General features: G+C 69.7%; 29 protein-coding genes and 1 pseudogene. 11 read left to right on the forward strand and 19 right to left on the reverse strand.

Translation table 11 applies throughout. From position 1 onward, the window contains the following. Positions 1-35 precede the first annotated feature (35 nt). Entirely contained in the window at positions 36-1,319 is a 1,284-nt protein-coding gene (locus ACWF94_RS06500) for an adenylosuccinate synthase (RefSeq protein ID WP_453485283.1), read from the reverse strand. Positions 1,320-1,473: 154 nt separating this feature from the next. On the opposite strand from ACWF94_RS06500, the gene ACWF94_RS06505 reads away from it, so the two are divergent. Continuing rightward, positions 1,474-2,268, forward strand: a complete 795-nt coding sequence (locus ACWF94_RS06505; protein WP_453485285.1) for a diacylglycerol kinase family protein — start codon at positions 1,474-1,476, stop codon at positions 2,266-2,268. 301 nt (positions 2,269-2,569) lie between these two features. Here ACWF94_RS06505 and ACWF94_RS06510 read toward each other — a convergent pair whose 3' ends face one another. Next, positions 2,570-3,076, reverse strand: a complete 507-nt coding sequence (locus tag ACWF94_RS06510; RefSeq protein ID WP_453485287.1) for a GbsR/MarR family transcriptional regulator — start codon at positions 3,074-3,076, stop codon at positions 2,570-2,572. A 92-nt stretch (positions 3,077-3,168) separates the two neighbouring features. Here ACWF94_RS06510 and ACWF94_RS06515 point away from each other — a divergent pair, with 92 nt between their 5' ends. The 3 genes from ACWF94_RS06515 to ACWF94_RS06525 all read left to right on the forward strand — a co-directional run bounded on the left by ACWF94_RS06515 (position 3,169) and on the right by ACWF94_RS06525 (position 7,201). Further along, positions 3,169-4,107 carry an ABC transporter ATP-binding protein gene (locus ACWF94_RS06515; protein WP_453485289.1) on the forward strand — a complete coding sequence of 313 codons (939 nt, stop codon included), beginning with the start codon at positions 3,169-3,171 and terminating at the stop codon, positions 4,105-4,107. Next, positions 4,104-5,726: an ABC transporter permease gene (locus tag ACWF94_RS06520; RefSeq protein WP_453485291.1), complete on the forward strand. Its 1,623-nt coding sequence runs from the start codon at positions 4,104-4,106 to the stop codon at positions 5,724-5,726. Before ACWF94_RS06515 ends, ACWF94_RS06520 begins: the two co-directional genes overlap by 4 nt. Positions 5,727-5,947: 221 nt before the next feature. After that, on the forward strand, positions 5,948-7,201 hold the full coding sequence (locus ACWF94_RS06525; RefSeq protein ID WP_453485293.1) for a lipase family protein: 1,254 nt from the start codon (positions 5,948-5,950) through the stop codon (positions 7,199-7,201). A 108-nt stretch (positions 7,202-7,309) separates the two neighbouring features. Here the strand turns inward: ACWF94_RS06525 and ACWF94_RS06530 are convergent, their stop codons facing one another. The 6 genes from ACWF94_RS06530 to ACWF94_RS06555 form a co-directional block, all read right to left on the reverse strand. Further along, positions 7,310-8,524 (reverse strand): cytochrome P450, encoded by a 1,215-nt coding sequence (locus tag ACWF94_RS06530; RefSeq protein ID WP_453485295.1) that lies wholly within the window; start codon positions 8,522-8,524, stop codon positions 7,310-7,312. A gap of 33 nt (positions 8,525-8,557) precedes the next feature. Beyond that, positions 8,558-9,226 (reverse strand): response regulator, encoded by a 669-nt coding sequence (locus tag ACWF94_RS06535; protein WP_453485297.1) that lies wholly within the window; start codon positions 9,224-9,226, stop codon positions 8,558-8,560. Continuing rightward, the gene (locus tag ACWF94_RS06540; RefSeq protein WP_453485299.1) at positions 9,223-10,572 is read right to left on the reverse strand and encodes a sensor histidine kinase; all 1,350 of its coding nucleotides are present in this window, start codon (positions 10,570-10,572) and stop codon (positions 9,223-9,225) included. Before ACWF94_RS06540 ends, ACWF94_RS06535 begins: the two co-directional genes overlap by 4 nt. A gap of 176 nt (positions 10,573-10,748) precedes the next feature. Next, entirely contained in the window at positions 10,749-11,576 is an 828-nt protein-coding gene (locus tag ACWF94_RS06545; RefSeq protein WP_453485301.1) for an NmrA family NAD(P)-binding protein, read from the reverse strand. Positions 11,577-11,761: 185 nt separating this feature from the next. Next, entirely contained in the window at positions 11,762-12,940 is a 1,179-nt protein-coding gene (locus ACWF94_RS06550; RefSeq protein ID WP_453485303.1) for a GDSL-type esterase/lipase family protein, read from the reverse strand. A 4-nt stretch (positions 12,941-12,944) separates the two neighbouring features. Continuing rightward, the gene (locus ACWF94_RS06555; protein ID WP_453485305.1) at positions 12,945-13,532 is read right to left on the reverse strand and encodes a TetR/AcrR family transcriptional regulator; all 588 of its coding nucleotides are present in this window, start codon (positions 13,530-13,532) and stop codon (positions 12,945-12,947) included. Between the two features lie 447 nt (positions 13,533-13,979). On the opposite strand from ACWF94_RS06555, the gene ACWF94_RS06560 reads away from it, so the two are divergent. After that, positions 13,980-14,504, forward strand: a complete 525-nt coding sequence (locus ACWF94_RS06560) for a GNAT family N-acetyltransferase (protein WP_453485307.1) — start codon at positions 13,980-13,982, stop codon at positions 14,502-14,504. 147 nt (positions 14,505-14,651) lie between these two features. On the opposite strand, the gene ACWF94_RS06565 is transcribed toward ACWF94_RS06560, so the two are convergent. The 4 genes and pseudogenes from ACWF94_RS06565 to ACWF94_RS06580 form a co-directional block, all read right to left on the reverse strand. Next, entirely contained in the window at positions 14,652-14,861 is a 210-nt protein-coding gene (locus tag ACWF94_RS06565; RefSeq protein ID WP_453485309.1) for a DUF397 domain-containing protein, read from the reverse strand. Further along, positions 14,858-14,962, reverse strand: a pseudogene (locus ACWF94_RS06570) (transcriptional regulator); the annotation flags it as partial. The pseudogene ACWF94_RS06570 and the gene ACWF94_RS06565, both read right to left, overlap by 4 nt. A 259-nt stretch (positions 14,963-15,221) precedes the next feature. Beyond that, entirely contained in the window at positions 15,222-15,437 is a 216-nt protein-coding gene (locus ACWF94_RS06575; RefSeq protein ID WP_453485311.1) for a DUF397 domain-containing protein, read from the reverse strand. Next, positions 15,434-16,264, reverse strand: a complete 831-nt coding sequence (locus ACWF94_RS06580; RefSeq protein ID WP_453485313.1) for a helix-turn-helix domain-containing protein — start codon at positions 16,262-16,264, stop codon at positions 15,434-15,436. The genes ACWF94_RS06575 and ACWF94_RS06580 overlap by 4 nt, the downstream gene beginning before the upstream one ends. A 103-nt stretch (positions 16,265-16,367) precedes the next feature. On the opposite strand from ACWF94_RS06580, the gene ACWF94_RS06585 reads away from it, so the two are divergent. The 4 genes from ACWF94_RS06585 (at position 16,368) to ACWF94_RS06600 (ending at position 18,346) form a co-directional block, all read left to right on the forward strand. Further along, complete coding sequence (locus ACWF94_RS06585; protein ID WP_453485315.1) at positions 16,368-16,640, forward strand: hypothetical protein; 273 nt, start codon at positions 16,368-16,370, stop codon at positions 16,638-16,640. 231 nt (positions 16,641-16,871) lie between these two features. Further along, positions 16,872-17,324, forward strand: coding sequence for a hypothetical protein (locus ACWF94_RS06590; RefSeq protein WP_453485317.1), 453 nt, complete (start codon positions 16,872-16,874; stop codon positions 17,322-17,324). Between the two features lie 113 nt (positions 17,325-17,437). Further along, positions 17,438-17,647, forward strand: coding sequence for a hypothetical protein (locus ACWF94_RS06595; protein WP_453485319.1), 210 nt, complete (start codon positions 17,438-17,440; stop codon positions 17,645-17,647). A gap of 102 nt (positions 17,648-17,749) precedes the next feature. Then, positions 17,750-18,346 carry a hypothetical protein gene (locus ACWF94_RS06600; protein ID WP_453485321.1) on the forward strand — a complete coding sequence of 199 codons (597 nt, stop codon included), beginning with the start codon at positions 17,750-17,752 and terminating at the stop codon, positions 18,344-18,346. Positions 18,347-18,712: 366 nt separating this feature from the next. Here ACWF94_RS06600 and ACWF94_RS06605 read toward each other — a convergent pair whose 3' ends face one another. Next, positions 18,713-18,982, reverse strand: coding sequence for a GntR family transcriptional regulator (locus tag ACWF94_RS06605; protein ID WP_453485323.1), 270 nt, complete (start codon positions 18,980-18,982; stop codon positions 18,713-18,715). Positions 18,983-19,162: 180 nt separating this feature from the next. Here ACWF94_RS06605 and ACWF94_RS06610 point away from each other — a divergent pair, with 180 nt between their 5' ends. Then, positions 19,163-19,489 (forward strand): hypothetical protein, encoded by a 327-nt coding sequence (locus ACWF94_RS06610; RefSeq protein WP_453485325.1) that lies wholly within the window; start codon positions 19,163-19,165, stop codon positions 19,487-19,489. 375 nt (positions 19,490-19,864) lie between these two features. Further along, entirely contained in the window at positions 19,865-20,452 is a 588-nt protein-coding gene (locus ACWF94_RS06615) for an HD domain-containing protein (protein ID WP_453485327.1), read from the forward strand. Here the strand turns inward: ACWF94_RS06615 and hemC are convergent. The 6 genes from hemC to ACWF94_RS06645 form a co-directional block, all read right to left on the reverse strand. Continuing rightward, positions 20,367-21,389 carry a hydroxymethylbilane synthase gene (gene hemC / locus ACWF94_RS06620; protein WP_453485329.1) on the reverse strand — a complete coding sequence of 341 codons (1,023 nt, stop codon included), beginning with the start codon at positions 21,387-21,389 and terminating at the stop codon, positions 20,367-20,369. The two genes, ACWF94_RS06615 and hemC, sit on opposite strands and share 86 nt — an antisense overlap. Before the next feature lie 90 nt (positions 21,390-21,479). Continuing rightward, positions 21,480-21,752, reverse strand: a complete 273-nt coding sequence (locus ACWF94_RS06625) for a GntR family transcriptional regulator (RefSeq protein ID WP_453485331.1) — start codon at positions 21,750-21,752, stop codon at positions 21,480-21,482. Between the two features lie 564 nt (positions 21,753-22,316). Next, positions 22,317-23,195, reverse strand: coding sequence for an alpha/beta hydrolase family protein (locus ACWF94_RS06630; RefSeq protein WP_453485333.1), 879 nt, complete (start codon positions 23,193-23,195; stop codon positions 22,317-22,319). A gap of 140 nt (positions 23,196-23,335) precedes the next feature. Further along, complete coding sequence (gene kynU / locus ACWF94_RS06635; protein WP_453485335.1) at positions 23,336-24,619, reverse strand: kynureninase; 1,284 nt, start codon at positions 24,617-24,619, stop codon at positions 23,336-23,338. Then, entirely contained in the window at positions 24,612-25,433 is an 822-nt protein-coding gene (locus tag ACWF94_RS06640; RefSeq protein ID WP_453485337.1) for a tryptophan 2,3-dioxygenase family protein, read from the reverse strand. Before ACWF94_RS06640 ends, kynU begins: the two co-directional genes overlap by 8 nt. 146 nt (positions 25,434-25,579) lie before the next feature. Next, on the reverse strand, positions 25,580-25,993 hold the full coding sequence (locus tag ACWF94_RS06645) for a DUF3151 domain-containing protein (RefSeq protein WP_453485339.1): 414 nt from the start codon (positions 25,991-25,993) through the stop codon (positions 25,580-25,582). Positions 25,994-26,308 lie beyond the last annotated feature (315 nt).

Consider the following 26,308-nt stretch of genomic DNA (forward strand, 5'->3'; position numbering starts at 1 on the left):
GACGACCCCCGGCCGGGCACACCACACGGCCGCGGCTACAGGAAGGAGTTGATCTCGATCGTCTCCGTACGGCCGGGGCCGACCCCGATCGCGGAGATCGGCGCACCGGACATCTCCTCCAGCGCCTTCACATACCCCTGCGCATTCTTCGGCAGATCCGAGAACGACTTCGCCTGGGTGATGTCCTCGGACCAGCCGGGCAACATCTCGTAGACCGGCTTCGCGTGGTGGAAGTCGGTCTGCGAGTACGGCAGCTCCTCGACGCGCCTGCCGTCGATCTCGTACGCGACACAGACCGGGATCTGCTCCCAGCCGGTCAGGACGTCCAGCTTGGTGAGGAAGAAGTCCGTCAGACCGTTGACCCGGGTCGCGTACCGGGCGATGACCGCGTCGAACCAGCCGCAGCGGCGGTCGCGGCCGGTGGTGACGCCCCGCTCGCCGCCGATACGGCGCAGCGCCTCGCCGTCCTCGTCGAACAGCTCGGTGGGGAACGGGCCGGCGCCGACGCGGGTCGTGTACGCCTTGAGGATGCCGATGACCCGGGTGATCTTCGTAGGACCGACGCCCGCGCCCGTGCAGGCGCCGCCGGCGGTCGGGTTCGATGAGGTGACGAAGGGGTACGTGCCGTGGTCGACGTCCAGCAGGGTGCCCTGGCCGCCCTCGAAGAGGACGACCTTGCCGTCGTCGATCGCCTTGTTCAGGACATAGGTGGTGTCGGAGACATACGGACGGAGCTGCTCCGCGTACTGGAGCAGTTCGTCGACGATCCGGCCCGCCTCGATCGCGCGGCGGTTGAAGACCTTGGCGAGAAGCTGGTTCTTGGACTCCAGCGCCGCCTCGACCTTCTGTTCCAGGATCGACTCGTCGTAGAGGTCCTGGACCCGGATGCCGACCCGGTTGATCTTGTCGGCGTACGTCGGGCCGATGCCGCGGCCGGTCGTGCCGATCCTGCGCTTCCCGAGGAACCGTTCCGTCACCTTGTCGAGGGTGACGTTGTACGGGGTGATGAGATGAGCGTTACCGCTGATCAGCAGCTTGGACGTATCCACGCCGCGGTCGTTCAGCCCGCTCAGCTCGGAGAGCAGGACGGCGGGGTCGACCACAACCCCGTTTCCGATGACCGGGGTGCACCCCGGTGAGAGAATCCCGGAAGGGAGGAGGTGGAGCGCATACTTCTGGTCGCCTACGACGACGGTGTGGCCGGCGTTGTTGCCGCCCTGGTAGCGCACCACATAGTCCACTGATCCACCGAGCAGGTCGGTGGCCTTTCCCTTGCCCTCGTCACCCCACTGAGCACCGAGCAGCACAAGTGCGGGCACAGGCGTACACCCCTTCCGGGCGGGGCATGTCCAAGGTCAGGGGGCGTGAGCCTTGCCTGAGTCCGCGGACCGGTTGCCCCGGATATAGACGAAGCCCCTGGCGCAATAGCGCAAGGGGCTCTTGCACAAAGATGCTACCCGAGGAAGGACCGAGGTGTCGGCTCCCGACCAGCTGCTGGTGGTCATCGACCCGGTCGCCCGCCGAAGTGACGGCGAGTCCGTTCGGATCGCGAAGGATGTTCTGTGCGGCGGGTCGGAGGCGAAAATCTGTCTTCCGGAGGGGCCGGAGGATTTCGCGCGGGCGCTGGCCCGCAGGGGTTCCCGGCGGCCCGTGGTGATCGGTGACGACCGGGCGCTGCTGCGGGCCGTGTCGCTGCTGCACCGGGACCGGTGGCTGGGCGACGGCGCGCTGGCCCTCGTCCCGGTCGGTACGGCGGTGGATCTCGCGCACTCGCTGGGGGTGCCCAGGGGGTCGGTCGCGGCGGCGCGGGCGGTGCTGGACGGGGTCGTACGGCGGCTGGATCTGCTCGTGGACGAGAGCGACGGGGTGGTGGTGGGGGATCTCTCGATTCCCGTGTCAGCCCCGGGGGCCGGGGCGGGCTCCGTATGGGGCGCCTGCCGCTCCCTCGTCCGCAATCTGGTGCGGCCCCTGCCGCCGCCGATCGTCCGGCCGCACCGGCTGCGGGTCGAGGCGGACGGCGTCCTGCTCTCCGACCTCGACCGCGAGGTGGAAGGCGTCATTGTGTGCACGGGCGACGCGGGCCGGGCGGAGGTGACCGTCCGGCCGGGCGGCGCGGCGGAGCCGCTGACCGCCAAGGCCCTGACGGTGACCGTGTCCGGCGCGGACTTCCGGTACCGGGCGGACACGGTGGTGACGGGCCCGGTCCGGACCAGGACCTGGACCCTGCGCGTCGGGGCCTGGGGCCTGACCCTGCCGTCCCCGGTGTGACCTGACGCTCTGGCGCCCGTACTGGTGTGACCTGCGGCTCTGGCGCCCGTACTGGTGCGGACGGGGTGCGGCCCGCCGGCGCGGGTGCCGTGACCGGTGCGGCCCGCCGCCCCGGGCGCCGTCACCGGTCCAGAACCCCCTGCCCCCGGGTGCCGTAACCGGTCCAGATCCCGCTGCCCCGGAGCGCCTTCGCATGGGTGGTTCGCTGCCCGCGAGGGGTTACGCGCCCGGCCCCGGCCCACCAGCAACGGGAACGGGAACGGGGCAGGAGCAGGGGCAGGAGCAGGAGCAAGCGCGGAGGTTACCCCCGGCCCTCGTCCCCGAAGACCGCCTCGCGGTGCTCGCGCCAGCGGTCGAGAAGTATCGGAAGTTCCTTGCCGACGAACTCGAAGAACGCCAGGGTCTCGACCAGCCGCCGCCCCGCCGGGGAGTCAGGGCCGAGGCGGGTCACCCCGTCGCGCATGGTGTCCTCCCAGCTCTTGATGATCCGGTCGCGGCTGCCCAGCGCCTCGTACCACTGGTCGGTGTGGACGCGGTAGCGCTCCCGGCGGGAGCCCGGTTCCCGCTCGCGGGAGAGCATGCCGACCTGGGCGAGATAGCGGACGGCGCCGGACACCGCGGCGGGGCTGACTCTCAGCCGTTCGCCCAGCTCCGCGGCCGTCATGACACCTGAGTCGGAGGCGAGGAGCGCGGCGAAGACCCGGGCGGGCATCCGGGCCATGCCCGCCTCGACCAGTTGCGCGGCGAAGCGCTCCACGAACGCGGACACCACGGACTCGTCCGGTTGCTCCGCCGACTGCTGAGTCATGCTTCGATCCTCTCCCCAGGTCATCCGCCCCACCCAAGTTTATACGCTTCCTTAACTTCACAAATTTGTGAAGTACGCGTAAGTTCTGAATCATGACGAAGGCAATTAGCGTCTCCGGACTCCACAAGTCCTTCGGGCGCACGCACGCGCTGGACGGCCTCGACCTCGCCGTCGAGACCGGTGAGGTGCACGGCTTCCTCGGCCCCAACGGCTCGGGGAAGTCCACCACCATCCGGGTACTGCTCGGGCTGCTGCGCGCCGACGCGGGCGCGGCCCAGCTACTGGGGCGGGACCCGTGGCACGACGCCGTCGAACTGCACCGCCGGCTCGCGTACGTACCCGGCGATGTGACCCTCTGGCGCAATCTGTCGGGCGGCGAGGTGATCGATCTCTACGGGCGGCTGCGCGGCGGCCTCGACAAGGCGCGGCGGGCTGAGCTGATCGAGCGCTTCGAACTCGACCCCACGAAGAAGGGGCGGACCTACTCCAAGGGCAACCGTCAGAAGGTCGCCCTGGTCGCCGCCTTCGCGTCCGATGTGGAGGTCCTCATCCTGGATGAGCCGACCTCCGGGCTCGACCCGCTGATGGAGGAGGTCTTCCAGAGCTGTGTGGAGGCCGAGCGGGCGCGCGGGCGGACCGTGCTGCTCTCCTCGCACATCCTCAGCGAGGTGGAGACCCTCTGCGACCGGGTCAGCATCATCCGCAAGGGACAGACCGTGGAGACCGGCTCGCTCGCCGAGCTGCGCCATCTGACCCGTACGAGCGTCACCGCCGAACTGGCCACCCCGCCCAACGGGCTCACCCGGCTCCCCGGCGTCCACGATCTCGACATCCAGGGCAACCGGGTCAAGCTCCAGGTCGACACCGACCGGCTCGACGCGGTGCTGCGGTCGCTGAGCGAGTCGGGCGTACGGTCGCTGACCAGCACTCCGCCCACCCTTGAGGAGCTGTTCCTACGGCACTACGCGACGGACACAGCAGGCACGGCAGGCACAGCAGGCACGGCAGACGCGGCGGCGGTGTCCCGATGACCGCCCTGGCCGAGACCGCCCGCGTCGCGCCCGCCGAGGGCGGCTCCAGGCCCCTCGCGGGCACGGGCGCGCTGCTGAGGCTCGCCCTGCGCCGCGACCGGATCATGCTGCCGGCGTGGGCGCTCGTCCTCTCACTGGTCGTCGTCAGTGGCGCCGGGACGGTCGACTCGCTCTACGACACCGACGCCAAGCGCGCCGATCTCATCGCGTCGCTGACCACCAACAGCTCGCTGCGCGCCATGCTCGGGCCGGTCTTCGACGACTCGCTCGGCGCGCTCGTGTCCTGGCGCTTCGGTGTGTTCGCCGCGCTGACGGCCGCCGTGATGAGCCTGCTGATCGTCGTCCGGCACACCCGGGAGGAAGAGGAGACCGGGCGGCAGGAGATGCTCTCGTCGGCGATGGTCGGGCGGCGCGCGCCGCTGACCGCCGCGCTGCTGGCCGCTCTCGTCGCCAATACGGCCATCACCCTGATCATCACCGCCGGGCTCACCGGGCCGACCGGCTCCGCCACCGGGGCGTTCGCGCTCGGTGCGGCGATCGGGCTGGTCGGCATGCTCTTCGCCGGTCTGGCGGCCATCTCGGCCCAGCTCACCGAGAGCGCCCGGCTGGCGAAGGGCATGACGGCCGCCGCGCTGGGCGCCGCCTACGCGCTGCGGGCGGCGGGCGACTCCTCCCGTACCGACGGCAGTGCCGCGCTGACCTGGCTCTCGCCGCTCGGCTGGGCGCAGAACATCCGCCCGTACGCCGATGAACGCTGGTGGATCCTGGCGCTGCTCGCCGTCGTCGTCCTCGCCCAGGGCGCGGTGGCCTACGTCCTGGCCGGGCGGCGCGATGTGGGGATGAGCTTCCTGCCGACCCGGCCGGGACCGGCCGACGGCGCTCTCGCCACCGCAGCGGGTCTCGCCTGGCGGCTCCAGCGCGGCTCGGCGGCCGGCTGGGCGGCCGGGTTCCTCATCGGCGGACTCGCCTTCGGCGGGATGGCGTCCGGCGCGTCCGATCTGCTCGGCGACAACGACGGCGCCCGGGAGATCTTCGAGCGCCTGGGCGGCCAGTCCGGTATGACGGACGCGTTCCTGGCCGCGATGATCGGGATCTTCGGCCTGGTGGCGGCGTTGTACGCGGCCGGCTCGGTGCTGCGGCTGCACAGCGAGGAGACCGGCCAGCGCGCCGAACCGATCCTGGCGAACGCGGTCGGCCGCCTCCGCTGGGCGGCGGGCCATCTGGTCATCGCCTTCGGCGGTTCGGCGGCCATCCTCGTCGTCGCGGGTCTCGGTATGGCCATCGCCCACGGCGAGGACTTCGGCCCGATCATGGGCGCGGCCCTGAACCAGATCCCGGCGGTATGGCTGCTGGGCGGTCTGACGGTGCTGGTCTTCGGAGCCCTCCCCAAGGCCGCGCCCGCTGCCTGGGGCGTGGTCGGCCTCTGCCTGGCGATCGGCTGGATCGGCCCGGCGCTCGATCTGCCGGCCGGCGTGATGAACCTGTCGCCGTTCGGGCATCTGCCGAAGCTGCCGGGCCAGCCGATGGAGTGGACCCCGACACTGGTCCTGCTGCTCGCGACGGCGGCACTGGTGGCGGCGGGGCTCGCGGGTCTGCGCAGAAGGGACCTCCAGACCTGACAGTCAGAAGGGACCTCCAGACCTGACAGTCAGAAGGGACCCCCAGACCTGAGGGACCACACCCCCTCCGGACCCGGCGCCCGGACCTGTAGCGGTGTCCGGGCGCCGTGCGGTGCCCTGGCGGGCGGGTGCGGGACCGGACCCCAAGGGGGCTATCCCCCGCCGCGGCCCGGGTGGTCGCTCCATGTCCCGGCAGGGCGGCCGGCGGGCATGATCCATCCATGCCTTCACAGTCATCGCAGTCGTCACAGTCATCTCAGTCGTCACAGCGAACAAAGATCCGGATTCTGGCTGGTGCGGCGGTCCTCGGCAGTGTGTCCGCCCTGGTCACTCCGGCCTCGGCGGCGGTCGGCTCCCCCAGCGAGCGGGCACGAGGCGGGGCGGTCGTCTCCGTCGAGCGAACAGCCGACCTCACAGCGGAGGAAGTGGCCGGGCAGCTCCAGGGAAAGATCGACTCGTCCCAGGTCCGCTACGGCGTGACCGCCTATCGGGTCACCTACCGCACCACTGACAGCGCGGGCGCCCCCACGACCGCGAGCCAGCTCGTCGTCCTGCCCAAGAACAGGGCACGCCACCTGTCCACCGTCTCCTGGCTGCACGGCACCACCGTCTACCGCAAGGATGTCGCCTCGGAGAATCCGCAGTCGAACGACCGGCTCGCGGCCATGCTGTTCGCCTCGACCGGGCGGGCCGTTTCGGCGCCCGACTACGTGGGCCTCGGCTCGGGCGAAGGCTTCCACCCCTACGGTGACCCTCAGGCCACCGTCGCGGCCTCGGTGGACGGCCTGCGCGCGGCCCGGTCCGTCGCCCACCGCAGCGGCCGGGAGCTGAAGCGGAAGGTTCAGATCAGCGGGTTCTCGCAGGGCGGCCCCGCGACCATGATGGTGGGCCGGGCGCTTCAGCAGAAGGGCGACCGCTACTTCCGGCCGGGGGCACTCGCCCCGGTCAGCGGCCCCTTCAACCTCTCGGCCTTCGAGGCCGCCGCAGCCGACGACAAGATCGACAAATCCGGCATCTACCTCGCCTACTTCGTCACCGCCTGGAACAAGATGTACGGCCTTTACGCGTCACCCGATGACGCCTTCCGCTCCCCCTACGACACCAGGGTCGAGGGCCTCTTCGACGGCCATCACACCACCGAGCAGATCGTCAGCGCACTCCCGGCGGCCTCCAAGGACCTGTTCACCGAGGACTTCCTGGACAAGATCCGCAAGCCCGAAGGTGTCCTGAAGGAAAAGCTGCGCCCGTTGGACAACACGTGCGACTGGCGGCCGGATGTACCGGTGGAGATCTTCTACGGCCAGGGCGACAAGGACGTCGCGTCCAGTCACTCGGCGTACTGTGCCGACCAGTTGACCAGGAACGGCGCCGCACACCGGCTGACCGATGTCGGCGACTACGACCACAGCCAGTCAGTGGGGCAAGCCCTGCCCCGGATCGTCGAGTTCTTCGACGAGTCGGCGAAGACCGGCTGAAGCGCGCCGCCGGCAACGGCCGCGCCGAGCCGGGGCGCACCCGGCCGTGCCCGGTGCGATCAGCACCAGCCCGGCGGCGCCCGGATCCGTAGCGGAGTCCGGGCGCCCCTACAGCTCCACCAGCAGTTCGCGCAGCCCCCGGATCACATACCCGGGCCGCCACCGGGGCTCCGTCGCGAGTCTCATCGCCGGGGCCTGGCGCAGCAGCTCGCCGAAGGAGGCGGCCAGCTCCAGCCGGGCGAGCGGGGCGCCCAGACAGAAGTGGATGCCCGCGCCGAAGCTGATGTGCGGGTTGTCCGCGCGGGCCAGGTCAAGGGTGCCCGGGGCCGCGAAACGCGCCGGGTCGCGGTTGGCCGAGCCGAGGAGCAGGGCAAGCTCCGAGCCGCGCGGAATGACCGTGCCGTCGATCTCGATGTCGTCGAGGACCCAGCGCTCGAACATCTGGAGCGGGGTGTCGTACCGCATCAGCTCCTCCACGGCGGTGGGCAGCAGCGAGTGGTCTGCCCGCAGCGCCGCGAGCGCGCCGGGGTGGCGGAAGAGCGTCCACCAGCCGTTGGCGGTGGTGTTGACGGTCGCCTCGTGGCCCGCGTTCAGCAGGAGCACACAGGTGGAGACCATCTCCTGTTCGCTGAGCGTCGCGCCGTCGTCGTACGCGGCGATCAGCGCGGAGATCAGATCCTCGCCCGGGTTCGCCCGGCGTTCGGCGATCAGCTCCCGCAGGTACGCGGAGAAGTCGAGCGACGCCCGTACGGCCTTCCGGGCCGTCTCCTCCGACGGATTCAGCTCGAACATGCCGCAGATATCGGCGGACCAGGGCCGCAGCAGGTCCCGGTCCGCCCCGGGAATGCCCAGCATCTCGGCGATGACCGCGACCGGCAGCGGCTCGGCGACCTCCGCGAGCAGATCGCCGCCGCCCCGCTTCCTGAGACCGGCCACCAGATCGGCGGCCAGCCGCCGTACGGTCGGCTCCAGCCCGGCCACCGTCCTCGGCGTGAACGCCTTGGTGACCAGTCGGCGGATACGGGTGTGGTCCGGGGCCTCCAGATCGAGGATGCCGTGGCCGTTGAGGGTGTGGAACGGCTCATGCGCGGCGGGCGGCGGCCGGCGCCCGAACACCTCGTGAGTGAAGCGGTGCAGATAGGTGCGCCCGAGCCGGCGGTCCCGCAGCAGCGCGGAGACATCCGCGTAGTGCGGTACGAGCCACTGCCCGGTGGGCTCGTACCAGTGCGCCCGGCCACCGGCCCGCAGCCGGTCGTACGCGGGGTACGGATCGGCGACGAAGGAGGGTGACCAGGGTGCGAACAGGGCGTCCGTATCGTTCATGGACGGACGCTAGCCCTCCGGTCCCGGTCGTCGCTAGCCGGGTGTGACCAGCCTCGCCTCGTACGCGAAGACGGCCGCCTGCGTACGGTCGCGCAGCCCCAGCTTCACCAGGATCCGGCTCACATGGGTCTTGATGGTGGACTCCGCGACGACCAGATGTGTGGCGATCTCCGCGTTCGACAGGCCCTGCGCGATCAGTACCAGCACCTCGGTCTCGCGCTCGGTCAGCTCCCCGACCTGGGAGAGGGCGGTCACCTTCGGACCCTGGGTGAGCTTGGAGAACTCCGTGATCAGCCGCCGGGTCACGGTCGGCGCGAGCAGGGCCTCCCCGGCCGCCACCACGCGCACCCCGTCGGCGAGCTGCCGGGCGGAGGCGTCCTTGAGCAGAAAGCCGGACGCCCCGGCGCGCAGCGCCTGGTACACGTACTCGTCCAGATCGAAGGTGGTCAGCACGAGCACCTTGGACTCACTGTGCCCGGCGACGATCTCGCGGGTGGCCTCGATGCCGTTCAGCTCCGGCATCCGGATGTCCATCAGCACCACATCGGGCGCCAGCTCGGCGACCTTCGCGACCGCCTCGCGGCCGTTCACCGCCTCGCCGACGACCTCGATGTCCGGCATCGCGTTCAGCAGCACCGAGAAGCCCTCCCGGACCATCATCTGATCGTCCACGATCAGTACGCGGATGGTGCCGCCGGTCATGAGCTCTCCTCGTCCGATGCGTCCGATGCGTCGGGGGCGGCGGGGGCGGCGGGGGCTGCGGACTCGGCGGTCGCCGCCGCGACCGGGATGAACGCGGTCACCTCGTAACCCCCGTCCTCGGTGGACTCGGCGGTCATCTCGCCACCCAGCATGGCCACCCGCTCCCGCATGCCCGTGATCCCGTGCCCGGCGCCCGGCGACGCCTTCACCAGGCCCTGGGGAGCGGTGTTCACGATACGCAGCCCGAGGCCGCCGAGCACATAGGACAACTCGACCCTGGCGGACGAGCCCGGGGCGTGCCGCAGCGCGTTGCTCAGCGCCTCCTGGATGATCCGGTACGCCGACAGCTCGACGCCCTGCGGCAGGGCCCGCACCGCGCCGGTCACGGTCTGCTCGGTGTCCAGGCCCGCCTCGCGGACGTTGGCGAGGAGCCTGCCGAGGTCCGCGAGGACCGGCTGCGGCGCGTCGGGGGCCTCGTAGTCCTCCGCCCGTACGACGCCGAGGATGCGGCGCAGCTCGGTCAGCGCGGCCACCGCGTTCTCCCGGATGGTGACGAACGCCTTCTCCAGCTCCGGCGGCGGGTTCTCCACCCGGTAGGGCGCGGCCTCGGCCTGGATCGCGACGACCGACATATGGTGCGCGACCACATCGTGCAGCTCACGCGCGATGGTGGTGCGCTCCTCCAGGAGGGTGCGCCGGTCGCGTTCGACGGCGGTGACGGTCTGCTGGGCGGCGACCTCCTCCTCGGCGTCCCGGCGTACGTGGATCACGGTCACGCCCAGGAGCAGCAGGGCGGCGAGGAAGAGCATGTACGGGGTGTTGCCGTCGTACCCGTTGTTCAGGACGACACTGGAGAACGTCCCGTACAGGGCCGTCAGCAGCCACATCCAGGCGGCGGTGCGCGGACGGGTCCGCAGCGCGACGACCGTCATCACCATCAGATGCGCGACGAAGGAGGCCGGCTGCCAGGGCCCGTCCCAGGGGTTGCCGCCCACGGAGACAAAAGGCGTGACCACCATGGACATCCAGAAGGCCCCGACCGGTCTGATCAGCGTCATCGCCACGGTGGCGGCGACGAGCAGAGCCGCGATGAGCTGGGTGGTACTGGCTGGGGTCGAGGTGAGCCACAGCATCGCGACCAACAGCGCACCGGACAGCACCACCGCGTGCGGGAGCCAGCCCGCGTTCCGGCGTATCCGTTCGGGGAGACGGCGGACCAGTCGGCCGTCCGTACGCCTCTGGGGCAGGGGGCGGTAGGCGAAGGCGTCGTTGAGGAGATCCTGGCGGAGGCCGCGCAGACTCCCCGCGGCCAGGTCGAATTCGGGGCTTCGGGTCTTCTCGGTCACACAGAAGACGGTAAGCGGGCCGGACGGACGCGGTCGTCAGCATCGCTGCCGATCCTGCCGCGTCCGTCCTGAGGACTCGCGTCCGTCCTGAGGACTACGGAGGGCTACGGTTCGGCTGGAAGACGTCCGCCGGTGCGCCCGGTCCTGGCGGGGCCGATGCCCTCATCGGGGCGCGGCTACGGCCGCGCTGTGAAGTCCGCCGCGTGCTCCCCGGCCCACTCGGCGAAGGGCCGGGCCGGGCGGCCCGTGACCTTCGCCACGGTGTCGACGACGGTGCGGCCGACTTCCGGAGTCTCGCGGTAGATCTCCAGCAGGAAGCCGATCGTCTCCTCCGACTGCCCGTCCGCCCGCCACTGGGCGAGCGCCTCCTCCTCACTCAGCTCGACCAGCCGGATCTCGCGGTCCCGGGCGGCGCCGAGAATGCGGGTCTTGTCCCGTACGGTCAGCGCTTCGGGGCCGGTGACCACGTACTCCCGGCCGCCGTGACCGTCCTCGCTGAGGGCGACCGCCGCGACCGCGCCGATGTCGGCCTCGTGCACCATGGCGCTGGGCTGGTCCACGAACGGCACCCGCACCTCGTCGTTCGCGCGGATGCCGTCCGCCCACTCCAGGGCGTTGGACATGAACTCCACCGGCATGACGACGGTCCACGGGATGTCGCCCGCCCGGACGGCGTCCTCCACCGGGGTCGGCCCGCCGCCGTGGAGCACGGTGATCCGCCGCACCCCGGCCGAGCGGGCCAGCTCCAGAATCCGGGGGCCGGTCTCCAGCGGGGTGAAGTACGGCCCGCCGAAGGTGATCAGATGCAGTCCGGTCACGCCCTTGAGCGCGTCCGCGAGCGACTCGGGATCGGTCAGGTGGCCGCGTACGGCCTCGGCTCCGGCGGGGAGGTCCGCCGTGGCGGGATCACGGGTGAGGGCGCGGACGGGGTGGCCGAGGGCGAGGAGTTCGCGCACGATCTGTCGGCCGACGGTGCCGGTGGCTCCGGCTACGAGGTAGGTCATGGAGCTACGGTACGAAGGGTTGCGGTCAGCTTCTGTCCGCGAGTGGGGCTTGGGGCGGGGAGGTGCCTCACGCGCGGGCGCACGTTACTTTTCGGGGTCCTGGGCCCCAGGGTCCGTCCTCAAACGCCGGACAGGCTGGCATGTGCCCGCCCGGCCCGTCTCCTCGTCGGCCGGGGCTGTACGGGTCAGCCGGTCCTGGTGGTGAAGGGGCCGTTGTCCGCGAACACGAGCCTGGCGAAGTTCTCGCCGATGCGGCGGTGTCCTTCGGGGCTGGGATGAATCGCGTCGGGCAGCGGGAACTCGGCGTGGTCGCTCTCGCCGTAGAGGTCGAGTCCGTCGAGGTAGTGGAGGTTCGGGTCCTCGACGGCTCGCTGCTGGACGATGCCGGCGAGTACGTCGCGGATGATCGTGAGCGTCAGCCGTCCGGCGGCGGTCTCGGCCTGATCGCCGGTCGCCTTGAACCGGAGAGTTCCGCTTTCGAGGTCCGGCATGAGAGGGCCCGGGGTGTTCTCGTGGGTCGGGCACAGGACCGGCGACACGACGAGCAGGGGTGTCGCCGGGTGACCCTCGCGGATGGTGTCGAGGAAGCCGTGGATGGCGGGGGCGAAGGCTCGCAGGCGCATGGCGTCGCTGTTGACGACGTTGATGCCGAGCTTGACGCTGATCAGGTCGGCGGGGGTGTCGCGCATCGCACGCGCGGTGAAGGGGTCCACCAGTGCGCTGCCGCCGAATCCAAGGTTGATCAGTTCCACGCCGCCCGCGGACGCGGCCAGGGCGGGCCAGATGGCGCTCGGGAAGACGGCGTTCGAGCCGTGGCTGATGGAACTGCCGTGGTGCAGCCACACCCGGCGTCCGTTGTCCGGGGCCGGCTCGACGGGGGCGTCGGTGCGCAGGGCGATGACCTCGGTGATCTCCGCGTGCGGAAGCCAGATCTCGATGTCCTTCTCGCCCGCGGGGAGGCCGGTGAAGCGGGCGGTGCCCGCCGGTCCCTCGGTGAACTCCGCGGCCTGGGTCTGCATGTCGGTGATCGTGCGGAGGTTTCCGCCGTCCACGGTGGCCTGGGCGGTGAGCCGGCCGTCGACCAGCAGGTCGTACACGCCGTCCGGCGGGGGCGGGAAGCCCAGGTAGACCCGCTTGGTGGGCAGCGTGTCCAGTTCGATGCCGGTGGCGCGGGTACGGAAGGCCAGCCGGACACCGGAGGGCTGGGCCTCGGCCACGGCCAGCCGGTCGTCCGGGATCTGGCGGCGTGCCCAGGCGGGCAGCCGGTGCGGCAGCAGACCGTGCGCGGTCTCTTCCACTTCAAGGTGTCCGCGCAGGAAATCGGCGGTGACGGGGGTGGTGACCCACTTCTGTTCGGTGCTCATTGCCTCAAGCCTTCGGTTCTGGGTGAGGGGTGCCCCGACTCCGCAGGGCGGCGTCGAGGGAGTCCAGGGTCCAGGCCCAGGAATCCTGTGAGGAGACGTCCGTGTGACTGAAGCCGCCGGCCGCTTCCAGGCTGGCGTAACCGTGGAAGACGCTGCCCAGCATGCGGACCGCGTGTGTCTGGTCCGGCTCCGCCAGGTCGTAGCCGCGCAGAATCGCCCGTGTCATCTGCGCGTGCCGGACACCTGCGCTGGCCGCGGCCGTCTGCGGGTCGAGCCGGAACCGGGCCGCTTCGTACCGGCCCGGGTGCGCTCGGGCATAGTCCCGGTAGGCGTTCGCGAAGGCCCTCAGGGCGTCCTTGCCCGCGCGTCCGGCCACGGCGTGGGCGACCTGGTCGGCGAGCTCCTCCAACGCGAACAGCGCGATCCGGGTCTTGAGTTCGTGGGAGTTGCGCAGATGCGAGTACAGACTCGCGACCTTCACATCGAAGCGCCGGGCGAGCGCCGACAGCGTCACCTGCTCGAACCCGGCGTCATCGGCAAGCTCCGCACCGGCGAGCGTGAGCCGCTCCGGGCTCAGTCCTGCCCGAGCCATAACCATCACCTACCCTCAATTTTCCTACACGAAGTATGTACCTACCTATACCCTATAGGCAAATCACGGGAGGTGGATGATTCCGTTGATCACTTGGCCGTGACCCCGCCACCGGCCGCACCGGCTGTTGCTCGTGGGCAGCAGTGGCTCCAGCACCGCCTACGCGTCGTCCGTGAGATTCCCCCTGCTGAGCATGACCAGAACGACGAGCTGCCCGATCCAAGAGATATGCCCTTCAGCGAGCGAAAGCCCTCGGTCAGGGGCCCGTAAATGAGTCGCACGGGCTGAGGAGCAGTTGTTACCGTCACGCCAGCGCGAGAGACGCGTGATCAGCGGGACAGGGAGGTTGATGAATATGGCTGCCGCCGGCCGTCTTCAGCATGCCCTCGTCCGGCCCGCGCGATAGCAGAGCGCGGCCCGGGTCGTTCCAACGACCAGGAGAGACACGTGCCTTCCTCTTCTTCACCCGCCCACACCGACGTGATCACCAAGCGCCTGATCCTGCGGCCCTGGACCACGAGCGAGGCCACCGCGGTCCTCGACGACACCAGGTCCACTCACTGGGCGGACGACTTTCCCGCTGAAGGCGACCGCGTCGTCGCGGGCCTCTTCGACCAGCACCCCGCCTGGCTCGACGCATACGGCCACCGTCTGATCATCGAGCGCGAGAGTGGCTTGGTGGTGGGCTCGATCGGCCTGTTCTGGCCGCCCAGCGAGGGCGTCCTGGAAATCGGATACGGCATCGTGGCCTCGCGCCGAGGCCGGGGCTATGCCCCCGAGGCCACACAGGCCCTGGCAGCGTTCGCCCTCACCGCACCTGAGGTCCACACCGTGTCCGCCGATGTGGAACTGTCCAACCCGTCCTCGCTCCGGGTGCTGGAGAAGGCCGGCTTCCACCGGTGGGCCACCGAAGGGAACGCGGAGAACATGGCCCGGTTCAGGATCATGAGTCCGGACCACTCACGGCGATGATCCTCAGGGCCCTGGAAGCGATGCCTCCGGGGCCCCGTCGTGGTGGCGGAGCCACGAGACAACCAGCGTGACCGGCAACGGGCCAGCATCTCCCACTGTCCGGCGTTTGAGAACGGACCCTGGTGCCCAACTGGATCGAGATGGGGATCAGACGGTGTTGAACCCGTCCGCCTTGACGCCCGTCACGAAGGACGCGAACGCGTGGGCGGGAAGGTTCAGTACCGGGCCGCACGGGGTCTTGGAGTCACGGACAGGGACTATGCCGTGCGAGGCTGCCATGTTGGCGGCGACCTCCACGCACTGACCGCCGTTCTCGCTGAATGAGGACTTGAACCACAGGGGGGATTCGGTCGTCACGGGGTGCCCTTTCGTAGCTGTTTGATCATTGCCACGGATTCCGCTTGTGAGAGCGCTTCGGCCTGTAGTTGATGGTAGGCCCTGACCAGCGGCAGGACCGAGGGACAGCGCGGGAAGCGCGTGCCGACCTGAACCAGCTCGCGCAGCTACTCGTCCGGTGCTGGGTGAACTGCCCGGTACGGGCTGAGTGGGGAACGGCTCTCTGCACGTCAGGTCCGGTGGGGCCGGCCCGAAGGGCCCCACACGTGGGAACGCGCCCTACTGGCCGTGACGCTCGCGGGATGGCATGAGGGAGCCCCGTCGACTCCGGAGGATGGGAATCGGCGGGGCTCCCGTCACGATGGTGATGAGGCGTGGGTGTCAGACGGTGCTGAACCCGTCCGCCTTGACGCCCGTCACGAACGACGAAAACGCGTGGGCGGGGACGTTGAGAACGGGGCCGCTCGGGGACTTGGAGTCACGGACAGGGACTATGCCGTGCGAGACCGCGAGGTTGGCAGCAACCTCTACGCACTGACCACCTTGGCCGCTGTATGTGGACTTGACCCACCGGGGGTTCAACGATTCGACGGTCACTTGGTGCCCTTTCGGATCTGTTCGATCATGGAAACAGAAGCTTCCTGTGAGAGCGCTCCTACCTGTAGCTGATGGTAGGCGGTGAGTATTGGCACTACCGTTCCGCCGTCGCGCTCAAGGTGCCCTCGGTGGGACGACTGCGCATAGGACATCAGCGACCGGTCCAGGAGGGTCAGCACCGTGATCGGCAGAGTGTAGGGGCGGCGCTCCGCCATGGTGAACGGGGCCACCTGTAGCGCCGTGTTCGGAAGTTCTGCGAACTCAACGAGCCGATCAAGCTGTTCACCCATAACCACGGGTCCGCCTACGGGACGGCGGAGACAGCTTTCGTCCAGCACTGCAAACACCAGGGGCGGGGGTGTGCGGCGGAGTGCGGCTTGGCGATGAGCTACGAGCGCTACCCGTTCACTGGCTTGTTCGGGCGTAGCGGCCCCGCGCAAGACCTCCTGCTCTTCGATGGTCGATGCGTACTGCGGCGTCTGGAGCAAGCCCGGTATCACTCCCACCTCATAGAGCCTGATCTCTGCCGCTCTCGCCTCGTGCGTGAGGTACTCCGGGTACCCCTCCAGAAGTGCCGTCTGTCGCACGGCCAGACTCTGACGTTCGAACTGACCTCCGGTACCAAACGTCCGGTCAACACTCGCCGCAAAGCGTCGAGTTGGTGGGCGACGACCAATTTCTACGGCGGAAATATGCGACCCGGTGCATCCAACGCGTTCCCCCAGTTCCTCCTGAGTCCAGCCGCGAGCATCCCGCAACCTGCGTAGACGCGCGCCAAACTCTGCCTGGGGGCCGCTCTCGGGGTCCAGTTCCCTGCGATTCACCATCTGACTCCCAGCAAATCAATCAACCGGCATCAGTTGAGCAGACTTCGACTCTAGGCCACTCTGATGGCCCCCGGTAGTGGAAGCACTACGGAGAGGAGCGGCCATGTCCGGGAAGAACGTAGCGACGGAACGTCAAAAGCCCCAACTCCGGGTTGGTGACCTGGTGTACGACACCGGCACGAGAACCCTCGGGGTGCTCATGGACACCGGCACGGACGCGGGGGACGGCCCCTACTCCCTCCGCCCTCCCCGCGGCGGGATCGAGTGGACCACCTCGCGGGAGAACGTTCGCCCGGCGACCGTGACGGACCAACTCCGGCCCGCCCTGACTGAAGTGAACGCCCGCAGCAGCCGGCAAGGCGGCCCGGCACGGTGACGACCAGACGCTTCCGGTATGTCGGCCGGTCCCCCCTGCCCCCGCTCTCCGCGTGGCAGCGCCCCTGACGCTGCGGAGGAACACGCGAGAGCGGCACCCCCTCGGACCTGCCGTGGCCCTGACCCACACAGGCCCGAGGAAGGGGGGCAGACAACCCATCTGTCCCCGGCCCCGGTCACCCCCGCCCTCCCCGGCAGGGGCGACCGGGGCCAACCTCCCCGAAAGGCACCCATGTCCGCGATCACCGAACTGACCCGGCCACGCCCCGCACACCCCTGCCACCTCTGCCACACCCTGAAAACCGCCCTGCGCACCCGCTCAGCCGCCGGGGACATCGACGGCTTCATCCGCGTCAGCGACGCCCGCACCCTCCACGAGAACACCGCCCACGCCGACACCGTCCGCGCGAGCATCCCCGACACACCCAAGCGCCCCCGCCGGACCAGCGAGAACCGCACCCCCCGCCGCACACCCGCCGAAGTACAAGCCGCCCGCGAACACGTCCTCACCGAACGGGCCACCGTCACCGCCACGTACCTCGGCGGCACGTCTCTCGACAACCTCGCCCAGACCTACGGCGTCACCCACACCTGGCTCAAAGCAACGCTCACCGCCTGGGACATACCCGTACGCGACCGCACCGCCGCCGCAGCCACCCGAACCACCCCACGGCCAACCCCCTGAACCCCGCCCCTGCCGTGCCGGCCAACGATGCTTCCCCAAGCAATCAACCGGCAGGGGCGGGCACCACCCCCAGGCCCGCACGGGCCCGGAACACCACCGAGAAAGAGCGCCACATGTTCAGACGCAAGTCCCCCACCGTCCAGGCCGTACGCGCCGACGCGACCAGAGCAGCCGGCGGACAACACACCACCCCGAAGGACAACCAGGCCGCCGCCGAACGCCGCGCCCTCATGCGCGAAGCAAGCAACGACGAACGACGCCAGCACGCACAAGCACGGGCACAGATGAGAAACCAGGGCCCCGGAGCACCGGACCCGAGCTGACCGCTCATACCCATGACATCCGTTCGGCTGCCGTTCCGCGGCGGTCCCGAACGGGCACGGTCCGGACCGAACGGGCCCGGACCAACAAGAGAGGAGTGGACAGTGACCGCAACCACCCTTGCTCGTCCCGCCCCTGAAGAGGTGGCGGTACGGGCCCGCGAGATTCGCGACGCCATCGAGACCGATCCGGAGTTCGGCCGGTTGTGGGCGACGTGCGCAAAGTATTCGTCCGACTGGGATGACTTCTACGGGTACCCGATCGTCGTCGACTATGACGCCATCGGGGACGCTCCGGAGCTGTTCAAGGAGACCATCCGGGCCATGGCGCTCAAGTCGGCCGTATTCGAGCTGACCAACGGGAATGAGCGTGCTGCCGAGCTGCCCGTACCGGTACCAGTGGACACGATGTCTCACGCCCTCATGGCCCAGTTCACGCTGCTGTGCAGGATGCAGCAGCGACAGGGAATCCAGTTCGTGCACATGACGGACATGGAAGACGGCGACGGCGGCGGCACGTGGGACCACGGGGACTACACGCACCAGGTCTACCGGGAAGCGTTCGGCCCGATCAACGAACGGTTCTGGATCGGGGCAGCGGAGACCGAACGGCGCAGGCGTGTGCTTGATCAGGTCTACGCGGGAATCGGGGTCACTGAGCGCGGGAAAAAGGTCGCCATCCCGCTAGGCGTCGCCACGTAGGCACCGGTACAGGGTCTGCCGCTTCCGGCTCGATCGGAGCCGGGGGCGGTGCGATCCTGTCAGGTTCAAGCCCCACCTTGTCCGGGTGAACACACGCGGGCGTCCCATCCGCTGTGTACCGGTACCCATCCGCAGGGTTGAACGGCGCCTCCCTGGTCGGCCGGTCATAGACCACGAACCCCGAGCGCGGGAACCGCTTCGACGGGCAGATGCCGCAAGCGGGGTGGTCCGCATCGGGACTCACAAAGGGCTCAGCCATGAGCGGAGCCTAGCCCCCGCAGAACAACCACAGACTCGCCCTCCGGGCGGGTCCACTCTCAGAGATGAGACCACCCGGAACGTGCCGTGCGAGCACAGATAGACGGGCTACTCGTCCGCCTGGCGGTCGCCCTCACTCGGTTCAGCGACGAACGAACCCTTGCCCCATTCCGTGAAGATCAGCCCACGGTCCCGGAGCACCCGCACCGCCCGACGCGCCGTTTCCCGGGCAACCCCGAACCGCTCGCACAGCTCGGACTCCGACGGAATCGGATCACCCGGTCCGTACACGCCCGACGCGATATCAGCCGCAAGCGCATCCCGGACCTTCATATACGGAGCGCGCGGGACATACGGGCCGCTCGGAGTCTCAGACATGCGGAAAGCGTAGACAAGCCAACCCAGCCGTGCGACTTAGACAGGCAGGCATGTCAGGCGAGGTAGATGTGTTGGGCAGGTTCGGTTTACTGTCATCCAAAACAAAAAGCGCCCCGAGGAACCGGTCCTAGCCGGTCCCTCGGGGCTCGCCGAAACAGCTTTCCTAGGAGCTGAACGACGTTGCTTGATCGTATCGCCCGCGCCCTCGTATGGGTGCTGAACCTCTTCCCGTTGACGCGGCGTACCCGCCCCGGACGGCACAGCGCCCGGTACCTCGCCGAACACCCCGCCCCGGTCACCGCACCCGCGCCGGTCAGCCCCTGGTCCCTGCCGTGGACCGGACCGAGCGCCGAAGAAGCCCGGGCGATCTTCCGGGCCGAAGAGACGAAAGCGCTCACCCCCGAGCGCCGGGAGCGGTTCTTCGCCACCGCGTGGGCCGAGCGCGGCTATGACTACCCGTACGCCGCCGAGGGCGTCCACCAGGTCCGTACGGCGGTGTCCGCATGACACGCGACGCACTCACCAGCGAACCACCCGCAGAATCCGGCGCAACCTGCTGCATCTGCCACCGCCGGACCCTCGCACCCCTCCCCGTACGCCACATCGAACGCGCCAGCGGACCCCCCGTCACCCTCTACGCCTGCCCCACACACGCCGAAACCCTCACCCCCGCCCCCGACCCCCGAGAGCTTGAACCGGACGCATAAGCGCACCGGCAGACAGCGAACAGCCCCGTTCGGCCAAGAAGCGCCGGACGGGGCATTTACGCGGTCGAGTGACAACCCTGTTGGACGGTGGCACCATCTCGCAGCAGACCAGGCGTGAACTGGAGTCGGTGCATTACGGTCTGACCTGCACACCTGACTGTCCGGAGGGACCGAGATGACCGATACCAGCAGCGCCAGCCACGACCACGGAACTGCGGGCTACCTGATTGAAATGGGTGCCCTCAAACGCGGCAAACGCAGCGGCTGGTGGATCGCAGGTGTCAAAGACCCGGAGACGATCGCTGAACACTCCTGGCGCACAGCCGTTATCGGTTCAGTCCTCGCGATGATGGAGGGAGCCGACCCGGCCAAGGTCGCTCTACTGTGCACCTTCCATGACACGCAAGAGACCCGCGTCGGCGACATTCCATGGATCGGACGCCGATACATCGACGCGGCCGACAACGAGATCGTCACCGCCGACCAGGTAGCCGACGCCCACCCGGCTGTCGCCAGCGGCATCAAGGCACTCATCCACGAGTACGAGACCAGCGACTCCCTTGAAGTCCTCGTCGCTCATGACGCAGACAAGCTGGAGTGCACCATTCAGGGTGTGGAATACCTTCAGCAGGGCTACCCAGCAGCCCAGGAGTGGGTGGAGTCCACTCGCGCCAAGCTCAAGACCTCGTCGGCACAGGCATTGGCAGACGCAGCAATGGGCATGTCGATCGCAGAATGGCAGCGGACCTACCTTCGCTACTAGACCCGAGGGCAGCGCGTACTCCGTCAAGGATCGAATGCGCCCCCTGGTCGATGAGCAGTGCGGCCAGGGCGGCGCCGAGCTTTTCCGGCTCGGCAGCCGGACCGGTCAGCGTCTCGGCGACCCGTACGCGTCCGTCCAGCGACGTGACCTGACCCGCGAGGGACAGTTCCCCGCTCGGCAGAGTCTCGGCGTACGCGCCCACGGGCACCGAACACCCGCCGTGAAGCTCGGAGAGCAGGGCGCGCTCGGCACGGACCGCAGCGTCAGCGGACGCATCCCCGACCGTGGACAGCATCGCGCGCAACGGGGCCGAGTCCTCATCCATCCGGACCTGAATCCCGAGTGCCCCTTGCCCGGGGCTCGGCGGGAACAGGTCGAGCGGCAGCACTTCCCCAATCGCGTCATCAAGCCCAAGCCGGCGGAGCCCCGCAACCGCGAGGACCACGGCGTCAAGCCCCATGGTCTCGATCTTCTTAAGGCGGGGCGGGACGTTCCCCCGGATGGGCACCACGTCCAGGTCGGGGCGCACCGCAAGTAGTTGGGCGACCCGCCGAGGGGCCCCCGTACCGACCCGGGCACCCTTCCGGAGCCCCGCGAGCGTGGACCCGCAAAGAGCGTCGCGCACGTCCTCGCGTCCGGGCGGAGCCAGCAAAGTCAGTCCGCGAGGGTTCGCCGTAGGAAGGTCTTTCAGCGAATGAACCACAGCGTCAACGTCACCCCGGGACAGTGCCGCTTCCTGCTCACTGCTGAACGCCGATCCTCCGCTGACAGCGGATACGGCGGACAGGGCCGACTTACGGTCTCTGTCGCCCCCTTCCAAGATCACACGATGGGTAAAGGTGATCTCAGGGAAACGTGCACGCAAGGGGCGCAGATACTCGCGAACCTGTGCTTTGGCGAGCTTGCTTGCGCGGGAACCGACAAGGTACGTGGCCACGATGACCCCACTCCGAAGCATGACAGGGTGTCACCAGGCTATGAGCCTCGCACATGTGCTCATACAGACACAGGGTCGGGAACGGTGCCGCTACGCGTCGCCCTGATGCTCACCCTCGGTGGACCGGTCCACCACAAATGAGCCCTTGCCCCACTCGGTGTAGACCAACCCGCGCGCTTGTAGTTCCCGCACCGCTCGCCGAGCGGTCATCGGAGCCACACCATGCGCGGCGCACAGCTCGGATTCCGAGGGGATTCGGTCGCCCGGCCCGTATGTCCCCGCCTCAATCGCCGCGATCAGCGCATCACGCACCCGCATGTACGGGGCGCGAGGGCGGTACGGGTCGCTCGGGGTCTCAGGCATGGCAAGAGCGTAGACACCCGCCCAACAGACATGCGATCCCCATCCCCGCGCACGTCCTCGCCCGGAGCATCCCCACCCTGTGGGGACACCGCATCGGACCATGGCTGCTCGCCAAAGAAGCCGCCGACCGACAGCGCCAGCGCTGCGTATCGGCCGTCGCGGCGACCATGGGATACGACATTCCGTTCCCCTTCGCCAGCGCGAACGTCGCACGGGTCGGGGTACCCGCATGACCCGCGACGCACTCACCAGCGAACCACCCGCAGAATCCGGCGCAACCTGCTGCATCTGCCACCGCTGGACCCTCGCACCCCTCCCCGTCCGCCACATCGAACGCGCCAGCGGACCCCCCGTAACCCTCTACGCCTGCCCACGCCACGCAGTGAACCTCAACCCCGCCGCCACACCCGAAGAACTCAAACCGGACGCGTAGAGACGCACAGACAGCGAACAGCCCCGTTCGGCCAAGAAGCGCCGGACGGGGCATTCATGTGTCTGACCTGCCACTTTCCCACTACGGTCCACCGGGTCCGCGCGCCAGCGAGCACCACACCCCGGCCCGGCTCACCACGCCAGTTGGGCGATCTCCTCGGCCACCACCGCGCACGCGTCCGCCGCCGGGTCGATGAGCGGGAAGTGGCCGACCGCTTCGAGGAGGGTGAGGCCGACGGTCTCACCGGCCGCCGCAGCGGCGTCGACGAAGGACTCGGCGACGCTCTGCGGGACGGTGATGTCGTCGCGGCCCTGGACGATGGCGGTGGCGATACCGGTGGGCAGCAGGGCGGCCGGGTCGGCGTGGGCGCCGCGGTCCTTGAAATCGTCCTCGCCGCCCAGGAGTTGCAGTACCGCGCCACCGCACACGTCGAGTTCGACGGCCCGGGTCAGATCCGCGATCGGGGCGAGGGCGACCACGCCCCGCAGCGGGGGCGGCGCGGGCAGCCGCCAGGGGGAGCCGGTGGGCAGGACATGCCGGGCGGCGGCCCACAGGGCGAGTTGCCCGCCCGCCGAGTGACCGGTGAGGACGGTGCGCCGGACGTCGGCCCGGGGCAGGGCCGTACGGACGAGGCGGGGCAGCGCGTCCAGCGCGGCGGCGACATCGTCGAAGGTCTCTGGCCAGCGGCCCGCGACCGGCCCGGACCCGCCCTGCTGCGGAAGCTCCCGGCCGCGCCGGTACTCGACATTGGCGACGGCGAGCCCGCGCCGGGCGAGGAAGTCCGCGAACGGGGTCAGATGCCACCGGTCGTACGGCGCCCGCCACGCCCCGCCGTGCAGGACGACGACGAGCGGGACCTGATCCGCCGTGGCATGGGCTCTCCGAGGTGCGTAGAAGTCGATGATCTGATCGGGGTGCTCGCCGTACGCGAGGGACACATCCGGAGCCACGGCGGGATGCGAGAAAGCCGACTCGGTTTCGGCGGTGTCACGGGCGACGGGGTCCGGCATACGGTTCCAACCTTCCCAGGGAGTCGCGGATTGGCCCGCGATCGTGAGGGGGAGACCGCGGAAATGACCTGACCAGCGGGGACGCTATCAGTCTCCCGCCGGCCAGGTTCTTCTTCCGCGTCAGCTCGCGGTCTTCCGCGTCAGGTCGCGGGGACCTCGGCCAGCACCCCGGCCAGGGCGGCGGCGGCCCGCTCGGCGTCGGCGAAGCCCACGTACAGCGGTGTGAAGCCGAACCGCAGCACATCCGGCCTGCGCAGATCGCCCACGATCCCCCGCGCGATGAGCCGTTCCATCACGGCGGGGGCCTCGGCGCACCGCAGCGCGATCTGGCTGCCGCGCGAGGCATGTGCGATGGGCGTCAGCGAGGTGACCCGGGCCCCGAGACCGCCGGGGGCGTACGCGTCGACGCACTCCAGGAAGAAGTCGGTCAGCGCCAGGCTCTTCGCCCGTACGGAGTCGATGGAGACGCCGTCCCAGACGTCGAGCGCCGCCTCCAGTGCCAGCATGGACAGAATGTCCGGGGTCCCTACCCGCCCCCGGGTGGCACCGTCCGCCGGAGCGAAGTCCCTGGTCATGGCGAACGGGTCGCGGTGCCCGGTCCAGCCGGGCAGCGGGGAGTCGAAGTCCGGCTGATGGCGCTCGGCGACGTACAAGAAGGCGGGCGAACCGGGTCCGCCGTTCAGATACTTGTACGTGCAGCCGATCGCGAGATCCACCCGGTGCGCGTCCAGGCCCACCGGCAGCGCGCCCGCGCTGTGGCAGAGGTCCCAGACCGCGACCGCGCCCGCGTCCTGGACAGCCGCCGTCAGCGCGGGCAGATCGTGGAGGCGGCCACTGCGGTAGTCGACATGGTTGAGGAGGACGACGGCGGTGGCCGGGCCCAGGGCCGCCGGTACGGCACCAGGGTCCCCGGGGTCGACGGGGACGATCCGGTGGCCGGTCAGCCGCGCGGCGGACTCGGCGATGTATCCGTCGCTGGGGAAGGTGGTCGCGTCGACCACGATCTCCGTACGGTCCGGGCGGAGCCGGGCCGCCGCCACCACCGCCTTGAACACATTGACGCTGGTGGAGTCGCCGACGACGATCTGCCCCGGCGCCGCGCCCACCAGAGGCGCGATCCGGTCGCCGATCCGCTCCGGCGCGGTCCACCAGTCGCCCTCGGTCCAGGAGCGGATACGCAGCTCACCCCACTGCCGGGCCACGACATCGGCGACCCGGCCGGGGACATGGGCGGGGAGGGCGCCGAGGGAGTTCCCGTCGAGATAGACGCTCTCGTCCAGGGTGAACAGCTCGCGCGCGGCGGCCAGTTCATCGGCGGCGTCGAGCGTCTTGGCCTTCGCCGCGAGTCCCGAAGCCGGTTCTGTGGTCCGTGTGCGGGTCTCGGACCCGGCCGCGCGCTCAGGCGCTGCTGCGTGATCAGACATAACTGCGCGCCGTCCACAGCTCGGGGAACACGTTCTTGCCGGCCCGCTTCTCCAGCCAGGCCACCCCCGCCGAACCGCCGGTACCCGTCTTCGAGCCCATCGCGCGGCGGGTCGCCACCAGATGGTCGTTGCGCCATCGCCAGACCATCTCACCGACATCGGTCAGCGCCTCGCCGAGGCGTACCAGTTCGGTGTGCCGGTCCGGGTCCCCGTACAGCTCGGCCCAGATCCGCTCGACGGCCTCACTGGGCTCGTACTTCTGCGAGAGATCACGGTCGAGGACGGCCTCCGGTACGGGGAATCCGCGCCGGGCGAGCAGCCGCAGGGTCTCGTCGTACAGGCCCGGCTGGTGCAGCGCCTTCTCCAGCTCGGCGTGCACCCGGGGCGCGCCCCGGTGCGGTACGAGCATCGACGCGGCCTTCTCGCCGAGCAGGAACTCCATCCGCCGGTACATCGCCGACTGGAAACCCGAGCCCTCGCCGAGGGCGCTGCGGTACGAGTTGAACTGCGCGGGCGTGAGCTGCCCGAGCGGCTTCCAGGAGGCGTTCAGGGCGTCCAGCTCGCGCACCGACCGCTTCAGCGCGTCTGTCGCGCCGGGGATGTCGTCCTCGCCCAGCGCGCGGACGGCGGTCTCCCACTCGTGGACGATGACGGTGAACCACAGCTCCATGACCTGGGTGGTGACCAGGAAGACCATTTCGCCGGGGTCTTCGGAGAGGGGGTGCTGGAGATGGGTCAGAACGTCCGCCTGGACGTAGTCCTCATACGGCGTGGTGCCCGCGAAATCGAGATTCGGGGTCGCGTCATGTGACATCGCTGTCTCCTCGACGGTCCGGGTAGCGGTCCGCCCCTTCCTGTGTGGTGTGGGCCCCGGTCCCCAACGGCATCATAAACAGAGGTCCGCGCCCCCCTCTAGGCTTCGATCGTGGGAGGACGCGGACCTGTCGAATCCGTACTCGATCAGCCCAAGGTGTCCGCGGCGGTCGCGGATGAGTCCCGCAGGAAGGTCGCGCAGCGCTCGTACTCCGCCTGCTCCCCGATCGCCTGCGCGGCCCGCGCGAGCGCGTGCAGCGCCCTCAGGAACCCGCGGTTCGGCTCGTGCTCCCACGGCACGGGGCCATGCCCCTTCCAGCCGCTGCGGCGCAGGGCGTCGAGGCCGCGGTGGTAGCCCGTGCGGGCATACGCGTACGACTCCACGACGCTGCCGCGCTCGAAGGCGTCATCCGCGAGCCTCGCCCAGGCGAGGCTCGACATCGGGTACTTCGCGGCCACATCGGCCGGGGACGTCCCGGCGGCGAGCAGTTCACGCGGCTCGGGGTCGTCGGGGAGGTGGGTGGGGGGCGGTCCCCCGAGGAGATTTTCATGGATGGCCATGGGTTCCAGTCTCCCAGGCGAATCCCCATTCCGCGCGGGGCCCCCTGCGGGGGGCTTGGGGGGCTCGGGCGTGCTGCCCATGCGCCTGCGGACCCTGCCTTGCGCGGGCCGTTGTCGGGGCGCTGCCCCGAACCCGCTCCTCAATCGCCGGAGGGGCTGGGTTTGCTCGGGTACTTGCGCCTCAAGCGCCGGCGGGGCTGGGATTGCTCGGGTTCTCGCGCCTCAAGCGCCGGCGGGGCTGGTTTGCTCGGGTTCTCGCTTCGCAAGCGCCGGTATGGGGCCTCGCCGCTGCGGACGAGGGTCACCATTCAAGCC

Source organism: Streptomyces sp. NPDC055078, assembly GCF_053607985.1.

What these genes read in the sequence shown, in the direction of transcription:
- ACWF94_RS06510 (WP_453485287.1), bottom strand. Translation starts at nt 3,076, where the DNA reads ATGACTCAGCAGTCGGCGGAGCAACCGGACGAGTCCGTGGTGTCCGCG.
- ACWF94_RS06515 (WP_453485289.1), top strand. Translation starts at nt 3,169, where the DNA reads ATGACGAAGGCAATTAGCGTCTCCGGACTCCACAAGTCCTTCGGGCGC.
- ACWF94_RS06520 (WP_453485291.1), top strand. Translation starts at nt 4,104, where the DNA reads ATGACCGCCCTGGCCGAGACCGCCCGCGTCGCGCCCGCCGAGGGCGGC.
- ACWF94_RS06525 (WP_453485293.1), top strand. Translation starts at nt 5,948, where the DNA reads ATGCCTTCACAGTCATCGCAGTCGTCACAGTCATCTCAGTCGTCACAG.
- ACWF94_RS06530 (WP_453485295.1), bottom strand. Translation starts at nt 8,524, where the DNA reads ATGAACGATACGGACGCCCTGTTCGCACCCTGGTCACCCTCCTTCGTC.
- ACWF94_RS06535 (WP_453485297.1), bottom strand. Translation starts at nt 9,226, where the DNA reads ATGACCGGCGGCACCATCCGCGTACTGATCGTGGACGATCAGATGATG.
- ACWF94_RS06545 (WP_453485301.1), bottom strand. Translation starts at nt 11,576, where the DNA reads ATGACCTACCTCGTAGCCGGAGCCACCGGCACCGTCGGCCGACAGATC.
- ACWF94_RS06550 (WP_453485303.1), bottom strand. Translation starts at nt 12,940, where the DNA reads ATGAGCACCGAACAGAAGTGGGTCACCACCCCCGTCACCGCCGATTTC.
- ACWF94_RS06555 (WP_453485305.1), bottom strand. Translation starts at nt 13,532, where the DNA reads ATGGCTCGGGCAGGACTGAGCCCGGAGCGGCTCACGCTCGCCGGTGCG.
- ACWF94_RS06580 (WP_453485313.1), bottom strand. Translation starts at nt 16,264, where the DNA reads ATGGTGAATCGCAGGGAACTGGACCCCGAGAGCGGCCCCCAGGCAGAG.
- ACWF94_RS06585 (WP_453485315.1), top strand. Translation starts at nt 16,368, where the DNA reads ATGTCCGGGAAGAACGTAGCGACGGAACGTCAAAAGCCCCAACTCCGG.
- ACWF94_RS06590 (WP_453485317.1), top strand. Translation starts at nt 16,872, where the DNA reads ATGTCCGCGATCACCGAACTGACCCGGCCACGCCCCGCACACCCCTGC.
- ACWF94_RS06595 (WP_453485319.1), top strand. Translation starts at nt 17,438, where the DNA reads ATGTTCAGACGCAAGTCCCCCACCGTCCAGGCCGTACGCGCCGACGCG.
- ACWF94_RS06605 (WP_453485323.1), bottom strand. Translation starts at nt 18,982, where the DNA reads ATGTCTGAGACTCCGAGCGGCCCGTATGTCCCGCGCGCTCCGTATATG.
- ACWF94_RS06615 (WP_453485327.1), top strand. Translation starts at nt 19,865, where the DNA reads ATGACCGATACCAGCAGCGCCAGCCACGACCACGGAACTGCGGGCTAC.
- ACWF94_RS06625 (WP_453485331.1), bottom strand. Translation starts at nt 21,752, where the DNA reads ATGCCTGAGACCCCGAGCGACCCGTACCGCCCTCGCGCCCCGTACATG.
- ACWF94_RS06630 (WP_453485333.1), bottom strand. Translation starts at nt 23,195, where the DNA reads ATGCCGGACCCCGTCGCCCGTGACACCGCCGAAACCGAGTCGGCTTTC.
- kynU (WP_453485335.1), bottom strand. Translation starts at nt 24,619, where the DNA reads ATGTCTGATCACGCAGCAGCGCCTGAGCGCGCGGCCGGGTCCGAGACC.
- ACWF94_RS06640 (WP_453485337.1), bottom strand. Translation starts at nt 25,433, where the DNA reads ATGTCACATGACGCGACCCCGAATCTCGATTTCGCGGGCACCACGCCG.
- ACWF94_RS06645 (WP_453485339.1), bottom strand. Translation starts at nt 25,993, where the DNA reads ATGGCCATCCATGAAAATCTCCTCGGGGGACCGCCCCCCACCCACCTC.